The organism is Paenibacillus sp. FSL H3-0333 (assembly GCF_038002805.1).
In the GTDB taxonomy this organism is placed as follows: Bacteria; Bacillota; Bacilli; order Paenibacillales; family Paenibacillaceae; genus Paenibacillus_AQ; species Paenibacillus_AQ silagei.
The window spans coordinates 6,122,727-6,137,047 of sequence record NZ_JBBODG010000001.1; the positions used below are offsets into that span (position 1 = coordinate 6,122,727).

A 14,321-nucleotide genomic window follows, 5' to 3' on the forward strand; every position below is an offset into this window, starting at 1 on the left:
AAAGCCACTTAATAAATAAACTTTATAAAGTATATATATTAAGTATGTTCTCTCTCTTATTTTTTGTCAAGATGCTGTTTTACTTATCCAGAAAACAACAAAAAACCCCTGTAGTTAACAAGGGTTCTTAGTACGTTAGGTCTAAACGGGCTCCGGCTCTAACTCCTTCAGGGTCAGCCTGCGCAGACCGTGCTCGAAATCTTCCTGAAAGGTATGCTGTAAGACGACTTCCGGATAAACAGGCATGGGGTGCTGAAGCTGATAGGCTGTCCAGGCCGATGTCCAGACGGAATCCTCCACTCTGTCCTGATAGATGACAATTCTATCCGGGGCCAGCACAGCATTCACCGTCTGTAAGATCCTGCAGGTTGCAGCTATGAATATGTCCGGGGTCATCTCCAGGCTCCACTCAGGCATATCGGGAAGGAACTTTACCTCTCCTGACATCCCCTGATTTCCTTTCAGGATGCTGCCGTGCAGGTAGATCCCCATACCCGGCGGGTACCCGTTCGGAAAGTAGAGACCCAGTAAATATTGCTCTTCGCCTTCGCTATGCTTCATGCAATATCCGCTGATCGCGGCATTCACATCATTCTCCACCAGAATAGGCAGCCCAAACCGGGTCTCAATCTCTTCTATAAACCGGGTGCCCGTCAGCTCCCGGAGACTGCTAACCTTAATTTCACCGTTTACCGCCTGTCCCGGAATACCTATGCCAATGACCTTGATGGAAGGATACTGGTTCAGGGCATGTTCAATAATTGAATAGCAAAAATCTCTTTCGAAAACCGGGATGATATGCTCATCCTTCATCAGAATATCGTCCTTCAAATTGATCACTGCGGCGGAGATCAATACTTTTCCCGCTTTTTCTGTCACGTACATCACCAACGCGAGACTGAAATCGTAATTAAAGCGATAGGTCTGTGCGGGTCTGCCCCCGTTGGAAGGCACCACCAAGTCTTCAAACAACTCCCCTAACTCGGACAGCTCCTTAACTAATGAGTTCACAGTTACTACGCTTAGCTTGGTCAGTGCAGCTAGCTGGGGTTTTGTAGCCGTCTCCATACGTTTCATCACCTGGCGCACATTATTCAGGTTAATTTCCTTCATCAGATTAGCGTTTGCTATTCGGATAGCCTCCTTATCGGTTCACTATATAAATTGAACTAATGTTTTTATGTTTTGGAATTAGCCGTGACTCCAGAGAAGTTTTAGTCAAAAAACCCGCAGCTGCTACCCCTGCGCCCAGCCCTTGCGGTGGGCGTAAATCGCCAGCTGGGTGCGGTCATCCAGCTCGCATTTCATCAGCAGATTGCTGACATGGGTCTTCACGGTCTTGATGCTGATATGCAGCTCCTCGCCGATATCCTTATTCGTCTTGCCCTCGGCGATTAGCAGCAGCACTTCCTTCTCCCGCTCGGTCAAGCCGGAGGTGTCGCCCTGGACCGTGCGCTGGCGGATGCCGCGGGTCAGCGCCTGCGACACATCGCCAGTCATCACCGGCATGCCGCGATAGGCGCCTTGGAGCGCGTAGATCAGCTCTTCTGCCGAGACGGTCTTCAGCACATAGCTGACAGCCCCGGCTTCAATCGCATCGACCACCAGATCGTCCTCCAGGAAGCTGGTAAGGATGACGATCTTGAGCCCGGGGAATTCAGCCAGGACCGCGCGGGTGGTCTCAGCCCCGTTCATCACCGGCATCATCAGATCCATCAGCACCAGATCCGGCAGCGACTCCTGTCCCAGCTCGCGCAGCATCGCCAGCGCTTCATGACCGTTGGCCGCTTCTCCGATCACTTCAAACATCGGGTCCAGCATCAGATAGGTTTTGAGGCCCATTCTCACCATATCGTGATCATCTACAAGCAGTACTTTTACGAGACTCATTCTGTACTCCCCCTAACATTGTGTAAGCATGATTCAGCCCCGCCTTCATCACCGCCGAGCCCATCAAGCCTCTTCAGAATCGGCCTCAATCCCGTCAGCAGCGGTCTCCGCGCGGCCTTGGACAAACTTTGGAATATGTACGCGGATCGTCGTTCCCGCTCCCCTGCGGCTGATAATCTCGACCTGACCGCCGAGCTTCTCGGCACGCTCACGCATAGTCGTGAGCCCGTAGGAGCCTTGCTTGTGCTGCACGTGCTCGAAGCCCTGACCGTCATCGCTGATGCTCAGCACCACCTGGCGCGGCACCTCCCGCAGGGACAGACTGACCACCCGTGCACCGGCATGCTTCACGATATTCGCCATTGATTCCTGAATAATCAGGAACAGCTGATGCTCAATGGCTTCGGACAGCTCACCCTGAAGCTCGAGCTCCTTCACCCCTTTGAGCCCGTTCTGGCGGCAGTAATCCGGGAACCACTTCTCCAGTGCCTCGAACAGATTGCGCCCCTCCAGCTCCACCGGACGCAGCTGTGCGATCAGCGCCCTCATCTGCTTCTGCGCCATCTGGGACATGCTGATCAGCTGATCCATCACCGTCCTGCCGTGCTCAGCGCTGCGTTCAAGCACTTTAGGCAGCGAGGAGGCGGACATGTGAATAGCGAACAGCTGCTGGCTCACCGTATCATGCAGATCCCGGGCCATACGCCTGCGCTCTTCCAGTACCGCACTCTCCGCTGCCTTTTCCTTCTCAATAACTTCCTGTTCTCCGAGCTGCTGAAGCCGCTTCATCTTCTTCTCGACCGTATCCATCATGATGTTGAACTCATGGTAGACACGTGCGAAAGACTGGTCCTCGCTCTCCGGCATCCGCACCGACATATTGCCCTTAGCCACCTGCAGCATATTCAGATCCAGATGATCGATCCGCCGCTGAATCCGCTGACCGGCGATGTAGCCGATGATAACTGTGAACAGTACAATGCCCAGACACAGGTAGATCCACATCCGGGTATCCACCACCTGAATATAGCCCAGGCATGTCCCCGCATACATCAGCCCCGCTGTCACCCCGCCGCTAAGCAGGAAATACACCAGCAGCATCCACTTGGTATTACTGAAGATCCCCATTTAACCCACCGTTTTAACTTTAACGTCACCGATGAAGCAGCTAACGTTGATACGGACCTTTTTGCCCGATTCCTTGTAATACGGCGTCTTGCACTGCACATTGCTCATGAACCCGCTGCGCGACTGCTCAAGCACCTGCATATCACCGATGAACGAGCTGCCATTCACAGACACCCCGAGATCCATATCGTCTGGAATGTATACCTTAATGTCGCCGACAAAAGCAGAGATATTAATCTTGGTCTCGCCGTAAGGAATCTGCGCATTGGTCAGGTCCAGCACCGTATCCCCGATAAACTGGGAAATATTGGTCCGCTTCAGTTGAAAATGCTCCTTGCCCATATGCACATCACCGATAAAAGCCGAGCGGTTCGTCGCATCCTTATCATTCCCGGAATCCTGGAACTCCTCATGCCATTCGCCATGACGGCGGGCATGCCGTTCCTGACGCTCCTGGCGTCTGCGCTCCTGACGCTCCTGCTTCTCCTGCCAGCGGGTATCTGCCGAGGCATGCAGCGGGTTACCGTCTGCGTCTTCCTCATTCTTATGCAGATAATCATTCCAGTTCCGGTCCGCGCTGCCAGCCGGCTTGCCGAATTTCTGCTCGAACTGCTGATCGAGCGTAGATTCGAGCGGAGCGGGCGGCGCTGTATCCAGCGGACTCTTACCGGGTCCAGGCGGGTAGTAGCCGGGCGGTGAAGGCGGTGCCGGAGGTATTGGCGGAGTACCCGGCCGCGGTCTGAAGATGACGGATAATCCGCCGCCGATCAGCATGACCGGAATCAACATTTTGAAGAAGTCGCTTGCCGAATAGTAGAACCAGTCTAAATTCCGTCCCAGGAAAAACACACCGATCGCCAGATATATAAATCCGCCGAGTGTTGCAGAGAATCTTGAACGCTCCTCATCCGAGGCCAAAAACCGTTGTACGCCCATCACGATCAGAATAACCGGCCAATAGGTGGAGATCAGTGAACCCAGACTGAAATCCGTATAGCCCATCTGCCGGAGCAGGAACATTCCTCCAAGACCGATGAGGAGCAGGCCTCCGAGTACCTGGCTGGTGAACCTTCGTTTCATAATGTCATCCTCCTTGTCGTAAATACAACTCTTCCTCTTGAACACTTATACCCTTAGTCTACAGGAAGAATGCGGCGGAGAACAGCGGCGTAAGAAGGAACCGCATCTCAGTCTCCAGACCGAGACAACTGGAATAATAAGTTAAATTATAAACGCATAAAAAAGCTGCCCCCCAGCCCGTAATCCGGACATGGCAGGACAGCTTGTTGCTTCAGAAGCTTACCGGGAACCCAGCATTACTGCTGCGGTTTCTGAGCCGGTTTGGTCATAGAAGAGCTGCTTTGCTTAGTTGCACCGTCATTTTCAACAGCGAACTCTGCATTGTATTTTTCATTTGGTGTTTTGAAGTTTTCTTGTACCTTTGGTTTCTTGGAATTAGCCACGAGAATCACCTCCCTATTGTATCGGAAGAAGCAAGTATTTGCCCCAGTCGATATTATGGGAAGCAGCCCGCTGTATTATGCATGCTCACGTGAAAATAAATTCAAACTCCCGGATTTGTCCAGCGAAAGCATCCGTTAAATAGCTTCTTCCAGCAAATATTGCGGAACTGCATTATAAGTCTGGATGGCGTGGCCAAGGCTCTTCAGCATACTTTCCGTGCATTTGCCGTCGCCGCGTTTGATCACTTGAACCACAACCGACTTCTTGCCCCATTCCTTGTAGACCTGCTTGGTGGTGCTGAAGTAGAGATCGATCTTGCGCCCTTTGATTGCCGATCCGGTATCGGCCACAATTCCATATCCATAACCCGGTATATATAAAATACTTCCCAGCGGCAGCACCTTCGGGTCCGCTGCAATCGTGGATACCGCATTCTTGTCCCGCCGTACCTTCACTCCTGAATACGTAATCCCGTACTCCGGATGCTTAGCGGTCTTGCCGGTGGATTCGTATCCGGCTGTATAGCCGGTCGCCATTACTTTCAGAGAAGTGATAATCTGCTCTGGAGCCGGAGCGGCTACCGGTACCGAGCCGGGGGCTTTGACAGCATTCTTAGGCTTAGCTGCCTGTACCTCTGGCTTAGCAGCTTTGTCTGCGGCATCCGGCTGTACGGCTCTTGAAGAGCCTCCAAGACGGGATGCTGAGCCTGCCTGCTGACGATCAACGGGTGACTGCTTCTGTATGCTGCTTCCATGCTGCCCTGCAGTGTCCTCCATCCCTCTCGCCTGAGCCGACTTGCGCACATAATCCGGGAAGATCCCGGCAGCGGTCAGCATAAGGACGATCGTGACGAATAGACACCAAAACCTCTGGTATAAGCCCATTTTGTTCATTAGTTAAACCCTCCCCATAGTACGAGGGTTTCCCGATTCACAAAACTTTATACATGACACCGCGCCATAGCGGTCTCATGAGGCTTATAACAGAGGTTCAATGAACAGACTGTATTAGATTACACGTCCGGCAATTTCCTGTGCAAGTGAATCAATCGCTTCCTGCAAAGGTTGGGCACCGATATCCCCTTCGCCGCGTTTACGGATTGCTACGCTGCCCGCATTCATCTCGTTCTCGCCGACCACGAACATGTACGGCAGCTTCTCGAGCTGAGCTTCACGGATCTTGTAGCCCATCTTCTCATTGCGTAAATCCACTTCCGCACGGATGCCGCTGCGCAGCAGCTTCGCTTCCACTTCCTTCGCATAGTCGTCGAAGGCTGACGATACAGGAATAATCTTCACCTGCTGCGGAGACAGCCAGAGCGGCAGTGAACCGGCAAAGTTCTCCAGCAGGAAGGCTACGAACCGTTCCATCGTTCCCAGAATCCCGCGGTGCAGGACAACCGGACGGTGCTTCTGGCCGTCGTCGCCGACATATTCCAGCTCAAAGCGTTCCGGCAGCAGGAAGTCAATCTGTACGGTCGAGAGTGTCTCTTCTTTGCCGAGTACAGTCTTAATCTGCACATCGAGCTTCGGACCATAGAAGGCTGCTTCGCCTTCGGCTTCGTAGAACGGCAGTCCGGCTTCTTCGACTACCTCACGCAGCATACGCTGTGCAGTCTCCCACATCTCGTCGTTGGCATAATATTTCTCAGTATCCTTAGGATCACGATAGGACAGGCGGAACCGGTAATCTTCAATCCCGAAGTCGCTGTATACCTGCTTAATCAATTCCAGCACGCGGATGAACTCGCCCTTGATCTGGTCCAGACGGCAGAAGATATGTGAGTCATTCAGCGTCATGGAACGCACGCGGTGCAGACCTGTCAAGGCTCCCGACATTTCATAACGGTGCTGAATTCCAAGCTCGGCAATACGGATCGGCAGATCGCGGTAGCTGTGCATCGAGCTCCTGTAGATCATCATATGGTGCGGGCAGTTCATCGGGCGCAGCACGAACTCTTCATTATCGATAGTCATCTTAGGGAACATATCTTCCTGATAGTGCTCCCAGTGCCCGGAAGTCTTGTACAGCTCTACGTTCCCCAGTACAGGAGTGTAGACATGCTGGTATCCAAGGCTTGCTTCCAGATCAACAATATAACGCTCCAGAATACTGCGCAGCTTCGCGCCCTTAGGCAGCCAGATCGGCAGGCCTTGTCCAACTAACTGGTTGAAGGTGAAAATCTCCAGCTCCTTGCCCAGCTTCCGGTGGTCGCGCTTCTTCGCTTCCTCCAGCAGGCGCAGATGCTCATCCAGCTGTGCCTTCTTGATCCAGGCTGTGCCGTAGACACGCTGCAGCATCTTATTCTTGCTGTCCCCGCGCCAGTAAGCCCCGGCCACATTCATCAGCTTGAATACCTTGATCTTGGCCGTAGACGGCAAATGCGGGCCACGGCAGAGGTCGAAGAATTCGCCCTGCTCATAGATCGTGATGACACTGTCTTCCGGCAGAGCTTCAATCAGCTCCAGCTTGTAAGGATCACCCAGCTCGCCGAAGCGCTCCAGTGCTTCCCCCCGGCTGACCTCATGGCGGACAATCGGCAGATTCTCCGAGACGATGCGGTCCATTTCCTTCTCGATCTTCAGCAGATCCTCGGGATTGAGCGGATGCTCCAGGTCCATATCATAATAGAAGCCGTCTTCGATCACAGGACCTACTCCAAGCTTCACTTCCTTGGTGCCGAACAGGCGTCTAACTGCCTGCGCCATCAGGTGAGCTGTACTGTGGCGCATCACTTCGAGACCTTCCGGCGAATCAAGGGTTACGATCTCTACCAGATCGCCTTCCTGCAGCGGTGTTGACAGGTCTACGACAATCCCGTTGAGCTTGCCTGCTGCAGCGTTCTTGCGCAGTCCGCTGCTGATAGAGGCGGCTACATCATCAATGCTGCTGCCGTCTGCGTATTCCCGGACCGATCCGTCCGGAAGCTTAATATTTACTGACATGATTACTTCCTCCTAAGGTTTGTTGGGTTATACTTCGCTGAACTCTTCACACAAAAAACACCCGTCCCGCAAAGGGACGAGTGATTGCACCCGTGATTCCACCCAAATTCGATCTATCCTTGCAGCAGCTGCTTATGCTTCACTGCAGAATATAATCCTTCGTTAGCATGGGGATAACGGCCATGAACCGGCGGTTCTTACTATCCGTTAAGGTTCCGGAGTACGGAAGCCGTCAGGAGTTCATAACCGCAGCTACAAAGGGGTAAACCAACAGCCGGTACCGGAGGAAGTTGCAGCCTGAGGCTTCCTCTCTCTGAAACGGTCCAAAGCAAGTGGTTCATATCTTCGTCAACGCTGATAACATGAATTAAGGCAATTATAAATCTCAGCTTATCTTCCGTCAAGCGCAAAACGGCTGCCCGTCCTCAGGCCAGAAAAGGGCCCATGCTATTTCAGCACGGGCCTTCCTCTAATTGATTATCTTTTCATGATCACATGATGAAACTTCAACTTATGAAGCTTTGTTCTCCAGCATACGGAAGATGATCACCGCAGCCTGGGCACGGTTAGCCATACTCTTCGGTGCGAACTGCTTAGCATCCACACCGTTGACGATACCAATCTGAGTCAGCTGTGCCACTGCCTGCTGGGCGTAAGGGGCAATCTTTGCCTTATCCGTGAATTTGTTCAACGTTGCAGCGTCTACCGGCTGCAGCTGACCTTTGAGGGCATTCGCGATCATAATCGCCATTTCCTCACGGGTAATCTCACGGCCCGGCTCGAATTTACCGTTGCCGGAGCCTTTTACAAGACCTGCATTGACAGCTGCAGCAATCGTATCGGAGTACCAGACTCCCTGCTTCACATCGCTGAATGTCACAGGTGAAGCCGAATTGCTCAAATCAAGTGAACGAACCAGCATGGTTACGAATTCTGCGCGGGTCACACTTTTGGTAGGCGCAAAGTTCGTGCTGTCCATCCCTTTGATAATGCCTTTGGCTGCCAGTGCATTAATGGCATCTGCGGCCCAGGCTACCTTGCCCAGATCCTTGAAGGCTACAGCAGGAGTTGCTGTAGGTGCCGGTGTAGCCACAGGAGCTGGTGTAGCAGAAGCTGCCGGCGTAGCCGATGGCGCAGCTGTCGGCTTAGGCGTTGCTGTTACAACCGGTCCAGGGTTATATCCAGTACCAGGATTAGAGCTAGGACTTGGAGTAGCTGTTCCAGGGTCTTTCTCCACATTAGTTATCCGGCCTTCAATGGCAGCAGTGATCGCCCCGCCGTTGAATGTGTCCCTAATGTATTCATAGAATACATCCAGGTCAATCGGTCCGGCCAGCGAGGAGCTTGCCTCAGTTAATACCTTATAGTTGTCGCCGCCCGCAGCCATGAAGTTATTGACTACAGCCGTGTAGCTCTTCGACATTTCAATAGGTGTTCCGTCAGCCTTAGTCAGGTTAGCCACACGCTCTGCAACCGGCAGATACATGTTCGCTGTATATTTCAGACCTGAGATTTGCAGGGTCTTCGTGTCTGCGGTGCCGTCAGCCTTAACCGCCCATTGCTGCTGCAGCAGGGTCTTGATCTGTTGACCAGTCAGGGTCAGCTTCACCAGCGTGTTGCCGAACGGCTGGATCTTCGCCAGATCTCCGAACGCTACATTGCCTTTCGGAAGATCCGCACGGATACCGCCCGGGTTCATGAAGGCGAAATCAGCAGGATCTTTCTCGCCCTCTTTGAAGATAGCATGACGCATCGCATCTGCAATCAGGTTACCCAATGCTGATTCCTTAGTGTAGGCATCTGTACGGGTAATTGTACCGTCAGTAGTTCCTACAGGCTGAGTCAGCTCAGGGTGAAGATTCAAATAGTAGTCCACCAATGCCTTAGTTTCGGCATCCGGTGCGATTTTACTCTGAACCGTGTTCGTTACAGTAGCTGTTTTACTCTTCACTGTACCTGTAGCTCCGTCAATCACCAGCTTGATGTCTTCAAAAGCCGTTCCGTAAGAGTAAGCCTGAACGATCAGCTTACCATTCACCGTATCATTAGCATAGCCATGATTGTCTCCGGCTACGATCACATCAACCGGGGAATTGGCAGGAAGCGCATTAGCCAGATCTACAGCTTCGCCGGTAGATACATTCTTTTTGGTCACCGGATCAGTCTTGGTTGTTGCCGGATCATGAGCAAGGACCACGATCGTCTTGACGCCTTGAGCATTCAGCTCGGCCGCATATTTCTCAATCGCCGCGACCTCTTCCTCGGCACTCAGGAATTTCACACCGGCTGTACCGGCTGGCGATACTTTGCTTGGCGTTGCTTTGGTCACAACTCCGATGAAGCCGATTTTCACGCCGCCAACTTCTTTTACAACATAAGGGGTAATAATAGGTTTACCAGTAGTGCTGTCTACTGCGTTGGCATTGATATAATCGAAATCTGCGCCATTATGGTCGACTTTATCATTCTTAGGATCCTTACCGCCATAGATTTGAGCCTTCATAGCCTCAACACCTTGGTCAAACTCATGGTTCCCCAGGGTGCCGACGTCGAACTTCATGAGGTTCATCCATTCCATCGTAGGCTTGTCGCGTTCCAGCGAAGATACCGGAGCGGAGGCGCCCACAGAGTCGCCGTTGTGGAATAACAGTGAATACTCATATTTGGCACGGGCTTCCTTCAAATAAGCAGCAAGTGTAGCCGCTGTGCCTACAGCTTCCCCGTTCACCACCGAGGTAGTGTCCAGTTGGCCGTGGAAGTCATTAATGCCCAGCAGATGAACTTCAACATCTCCCGTTGGGGTTGGAGCGGATTTTTTCAAGTCAAGGTTGTAGATCTCAAAGCCTCTGACATCTGTAGTACCCGTAGCTGTAATGTTGGCAGGAGCGACTGCTGCTGCTCTAGGTGAAGACGGGAACGTTACAGTGACATTTCCATGGATAGGATCAATCGACCAGTTGTTGTCTGCGGTAGGATCAACGGTTCCCGCAGCACTGATATAATCCATCAGCACCTGGCGGTTCTCCATCTGGGAATCAATGATCATTTTCGCTTCTTTGACACCCGGGAAGTTACCCCCGCCGCTTGCACGGTAGTTGTTGGTAACGACCACGAATTCCTGATCCAGGTCCAGTGGCTTGTCGCCATAGGTGATGGAGGTTACCCGGCTGGAGGATTTATCGTTGATGCTCCCATCGGGCTTGTACTTGGCATTGCGGGTGACATCAAGCGTATATTGGATGCCGTCAATCACATCGAAATTGTACACAGCAAATGCTGAATTTAACAGAGATTGCGGTGTAGAGATGGATGGCTTGATGCGGTTGAACGCTCCTGCGCTCATCTCTACCCATTCTTTGACGGTCGAACCTTTAACCACAATCGCCTTCAGCGTGTTGTCATACAGATACAAATCGCTTGCACTGGCTATTGTAAGGTCGCCCTTCTTGATATCTGTATACTCCTCAGGGCCGTTGCGTCCAGCCTTGAACGGTGCACCAACGCTCAGGATCGGCAGGTTTCTGTAGCCGGCCAGATTCTCGTTCGTATGAATCAAGTTAGATACATACTGCTGCTGGGCATAGGTTACGATCTGGACTGTCGGATCATCCTGTACCATAGCAAAATAGCTGTTCATCGGCGCAGAAGTTACACCAAGCGGCTGATTCACGTAATCAATCGTAGCTTGATGTGCCGCTCCGGCAAGATCATCGATAGCGGTGTCAACGGCAGCGCCAGCAATAGAACGCGTAGAAGCCTTCGAAGCTGCTTTGTCTACTGCCCATTTGCCGCTGCTGTTCTGGGCGATTTTCAGATCGATAAGGCCCAGGTAACCTCCGCCATAGCCCGCTTGTACTGCCGGAGTCCCATTGATGTGGCCATTAACGTTATCTACCTTAGCTACATCATTATTGTAAGGTTTCTTGGTGGACGGATCTTTGAAGGAAGCATCCAGCGCGCTGTCAACGCCGTTCGTCGGGAATACCTTGTGGGTATGCGAGAAAGTAATGGCATCGATGCCAGGTACCTTGCTCAGCAGGTTAATAACATTCTCTGCTCCAGTTCCTTCTGCGGCAGCAGCGTCGAACCCGGAATGAGTCATGGCGACGATAACGTCCGCACCAGCCGTCTTCATTTCAGGAACAAACTTCTTCGCCGTTTCCACAATATCTTTGGCAATAACCTTTTGCTCCAGGTTCACCTTGTCCCACTCCATGATCTGCGGAGTAACCAGACCCAGGAGGCCGACTTTGATAGTAACGGTGTTGCCGTTGCTGTCTTTTACTTCTTTATCGATGATTTTATAAGGTTCAAATGTATTATTATTATCGGACACATTATAAATATTTGCATTCACATAAGGGAACTTCGCTCCCGTAGACTCCTTATAAGTTGCGCTGTTTACATTGCCTTTAACGGTCCGGTCCAGATAATCCAAACCATAATTGAATTCATGATTGCCGAAGGTTGCTGCATCATAACCCATGAGATTCATAGCTGCAATGATCGGATGAATCTGGTCTTCACTTTCCCTGAAATCAGACACTTGGGCCATATACGTTCCCAGCGGTGTTCCTTGAATTAAATCGCCATTATCCAGCAAAAGGTTGTACTCGCCCTCTGCTTCACTGCGTGCAGTCTTTACTAAGGTTGAAGTACGGTCCAGACCTACAGTCGCGGAGGCGGCACCCTTGAAATAGTCCCATCCATATACGTTCGTATGAACATCAGTGGTGCTCATCAAGCGTAAATTAATGGTTCCCGGATTAATCACCGGAGAAGCCTCAGCCTTTCCTGCCGCCAGCACAGGAACATTGAATACTCCGCCCAGCATCTGTGCTGCCAGAACTGTGGTAGCCAATAAAGAAGCTATCGGCTTGTTCCATCTTCTCTCTCCCATAAATCTAATTTCCTCCCTGTGATTGCTATATTATTCTACCACTGTCCGAAAAATTGTATCATAGCCTTCCCTATGAATCTATCAAATTCCATTAACTCTTATAAATTATTGTGTAAAATCTCACATTATTTCAGCGTTTTTTGTAAAATATAACGATTAATTTTTACAACTCTATGACAAAAAAAACTAAAATCCAATGCATTGGAATTACCTGGAACGCCCACACAATATATGCTGTATATGCTGTTTTTCACATACATTCGGGTTAAGCGCCTGCGTGCGAGCACAATGTATGCTGTTTTTCGTATGCATTCGGGTAATATGCCTGTGAGCGAGCACAATATATGTTGTTTTCCACATACATTCGGCCATATGCCTGCGAGTGAACACAATGTATGCTGTTTTTCATATACATTGGCTACATGACGCTGTAACGATTGCTATTCGGTTTTCGCGTAGTTTTAGCCTTTTAACTCGTAAAATCAAAACACTCCTGCGCCTCCCGGCGATCCTTCAGCCACATTCAGCAACCAAGTCACTGTACGAATCATTCAAAGAGGAAATAATAGTTTCCAAAAAACATAACGGGGCTGCGCTACTTATATGTAGCACAGCCCCGTTATTGATCTGTTGGTGTATAGCTATATTCTAGTTCTGCATCACAAAATCATTATCAATCTTGGCATTCGCATCCTCGAACGTCCGCAGGATGTCATAACGCGTGTTGCGCTGCGCCGGGATCTTGCCCGCTTCGCGGATGAGCTGGGTAATCGACTCGATGTTGACCTTGTAGGTGGCGCCCGCCGAGGAGACTACGTTCTCCTCAATCATCGTGCTGCCGAAGTCATTGCAGCCGTATTGCAGGGAGAGCTTGCCTACTTCAGGACCCATCGTTACCCACGAGGACTGAAAGTTCTTGATATTGTCCAGCACCAGGCGGCTGATGGCTACGGTCTTCAGGTATTCCTCCGGGGTCTGGCGGTCCAGCTTCAGGTTCGTATTATCCGGCTGGAAGGTCCAGGAGATGAACGCCAGGAAGCCTTCGGAATCATATTTGTTCGCAATACATTCGTCCTGGGCTTCACGGACACGCAGCAGATGCAGCGCCCGTTCTTCCATACTCTCGCCAAGACCGATCACCATCGTGGCTGTTGTATTCATGCCGATCCGGTGTGCGGTCTGCATGACGTCCATCCACTCGCGCCAGGAGCCCTTGAGCCGGCTGATCTTGCGGCGGGTACGGTCATCGAGAATCTCTGCGCCTCCGCCGGGCAGGGAATCGAGGCCCGCAGCATGAATCTCACGCATGACCTGTTCCAGCGGCAGGCCGGAGACCTCAACCATTTTCATAATCTCAGCTGGTGAGAAGGAATGCATGGTAATCTCCGGGAACCGCTGCTTGATGCCGCGCAGAATATCCGTATAATAGCTGAACGGCAGATTGGGATTCGTACCGCCCTGCATCAGAATCTCGGTTCCGTTTACGCTCATGGTCTCGGCAATCTTCTGGTAGATCGTCTCATCGGGAAGCACATAGCCTTCCTCCGAACCGGGTCTGCGGTAGAAGGCGCAGAATCGGCAATAGACATCACATACATTGGTGTAGTTAATGTTGCGGCCGATGACGAATGTCGTCACCGGCTCCGGGTGCCAGCGCTTCATAATAATATCTGCGGCAGCGCCCATTTTCTCAATTTCATTGCTCTCGAACAATGTGACCGTATCTTCCAACTGAAGACGTTCACCCTTCAGTGCCTTATCCAGTATAAGATCGACTGCACTCACTGTTGACGGCCTCCTCTTCATCTATGAAGTCTATGAGATAAATACAATTTGAAATAAAAATAGTCCGTTCACCCATCGTATCACAATCGGCTGTTCTTGAAAAATGTTTCGCTGCACAGGACGGATAATTTCCCTTGTCCCATACAAAATTAAACAGCAGCGCCCGATGGCACTGCTGCTTGTACGTTCTGCGAATCTCGCATGCCAGG

9 protein-coding genes are annotated in these 14,321 nt (G+C 51.3%); all 9 read right to left on the reverse strand.

Annotated elements, in window-relative coordinates; genetic code table 11:
* Window positions 1-141 precede the first annotated feature (141 nt).
* Window positions 142-1,137, reverse strand: a complete 996-nt coding sequence (locus MHH78_RS27035; protein WP_341170387.1) for an ROK family protein — start codon at window positions 1,135-1,137, stop codon at window positions 142-144.
* Window positions 1,138-1,236: 99 nt separating this feature from the next.
* The gene (locus MHH78_RS27040; RefSeq protein WP_036722382.1) at window positions 1,237-1,890 is read right to left on the reverse strand and encodes a response regulator; all 654 of its coding nucleotides are present in this window, start codon (window positions 1,888-1,890) and stop codon (window positions 1,237-1,239) included.
* Window positions 1,891-1,953: 63 nt separating this feature from the next.
* Window positions 1,954-3,018 (reverse strand): sensor histidine kinase, encoded by a 1,065-nt coding sequence (locus tag MHH78_RS27045; RefSeq protein ID WP_341169432.1) that lies wholly within the window; start codon window positions 3,016-3,018, stop codon window positions 1,954-1,956.
* Window positions 3,019-4,098 carry a cell wall-active antibiotics response protein LiaF gene (gene liaF / locus MHH78_RS27050; protein ID WP_341169433.1) on the reverse strand — a complete coding sequence of 360 codons (1,080 nt, stop codon included), beginning with the start codon at window positions 4,096-4,098 and terminating at the stop codon, window positions 3,019-3,021.
* Window positions 4,099-4,334: 236 nt separating this feature from the next.
* Window positions 4,335-4,481, reverse strand: coding sequence for a hypothetical protein (locus MHH78_RS27055; protein ID WP_200869501.1), 147 nt, complete (start codon window positions 4,479-4,481; stop codon window positions 4,335-4,337).
* Window positions 4,482-4,616: 135 nt separating this feature from the next.
* Window positions 4,617-5,318, reverse strand: a complete 702-nt coding sequence (locus MHH78_RS27060) for a 3D domain-containing protein (RefSeq protein WP_445667978.1) — start codon at window positions 5,316-5,318, stop codon at window positions 4,617-4,619.
* Window positions 5,319-5,489: 171 nt separating this feature from the next.
* Window positions 5,490-7,427 (reverse strand): threonine--tRNA ligase, encoded by a 1,938-nt coding sequence (gene thrS, locus MHH78_RS27065; RefSeq protein ID WP_341169435.1) that lies wholly within the window; start codon window positions 7,425-7,427, stop codon window positions 5,490-5,492.
* 511 nt (window positions 7,428-7,938) lie between these two features.
* Window positions 7,939-12,327 (reverse strand): bifunctional 2',3'-cyclic-nucleotide 2'-phosphodiesterase/3'-nucleotidase, encoded by a 4,389-nt coding sequence (locus MHH78_RS27070; protein WP_341169436.1) that lies wholly within the window; start codon window positions 12,325-12,327, stop codon window positions 7,939-7,941.
* A gap of 648 nt (window positions 12,328-12,975) precedes the next feature.
* Complete coding sequence (gene mqnC / locus MHH78_RS27075) at window positions 12,976-14,112, reverse strand: cyclic dehypoxanthinyl futalosine synthase (RefSeq protein ID WP_076079765.1); 1,137 nt, start codon at window positions 14,110-14,112, stop codon at window positions 12,976-12,978.
* Window positions 14,113-14,321 lie beyond the last annotated feature (209 nt).

Coding starts and splice junctions, on each gene's coding strand:
- MHH78_RS27040 (WP_036722382.1), bottom strand. CDS start 1,890: ATGAGTCTCGTAAAAGTACTGCTTGTAGATGATCACGATATGGTGAGA.
- MHH78_RS27045 (WP_341169432.1), bottom strand. CDS start 3,018: ATGGGGATCTTCAGTAATACCAAGTGGATGCTGCTGGTGTATTTCCTG.
- liaF (WP_341169433.1), bottom strand. CDS start 4,098: ATGAAACGAAGGTTCACCAGCCAGGTACTCGGAGGCCTGCTCCTCATC.
- MHH78_RS27060 (WP_445667978.1), bottom strand. CDS start 5,318: ATGCTGACCGCTGCCGGGATCTTCCCGGATTATGTGCGCAAGTCGGCT.
- thrS (WP_341169435.1), bottom strand. CDS start 7,427: ATGTCAGTAAATATTAAGCTTCCGGACGGATCGGTCCGGGAATACGCA.
- MHH78_RS27070 (WP_341169436.1), bottom strand. CDS start 12,327: ATGGGAGAGAGAAGATGGAACAAGCCGATAGCTTCTTTATTGGCTACC.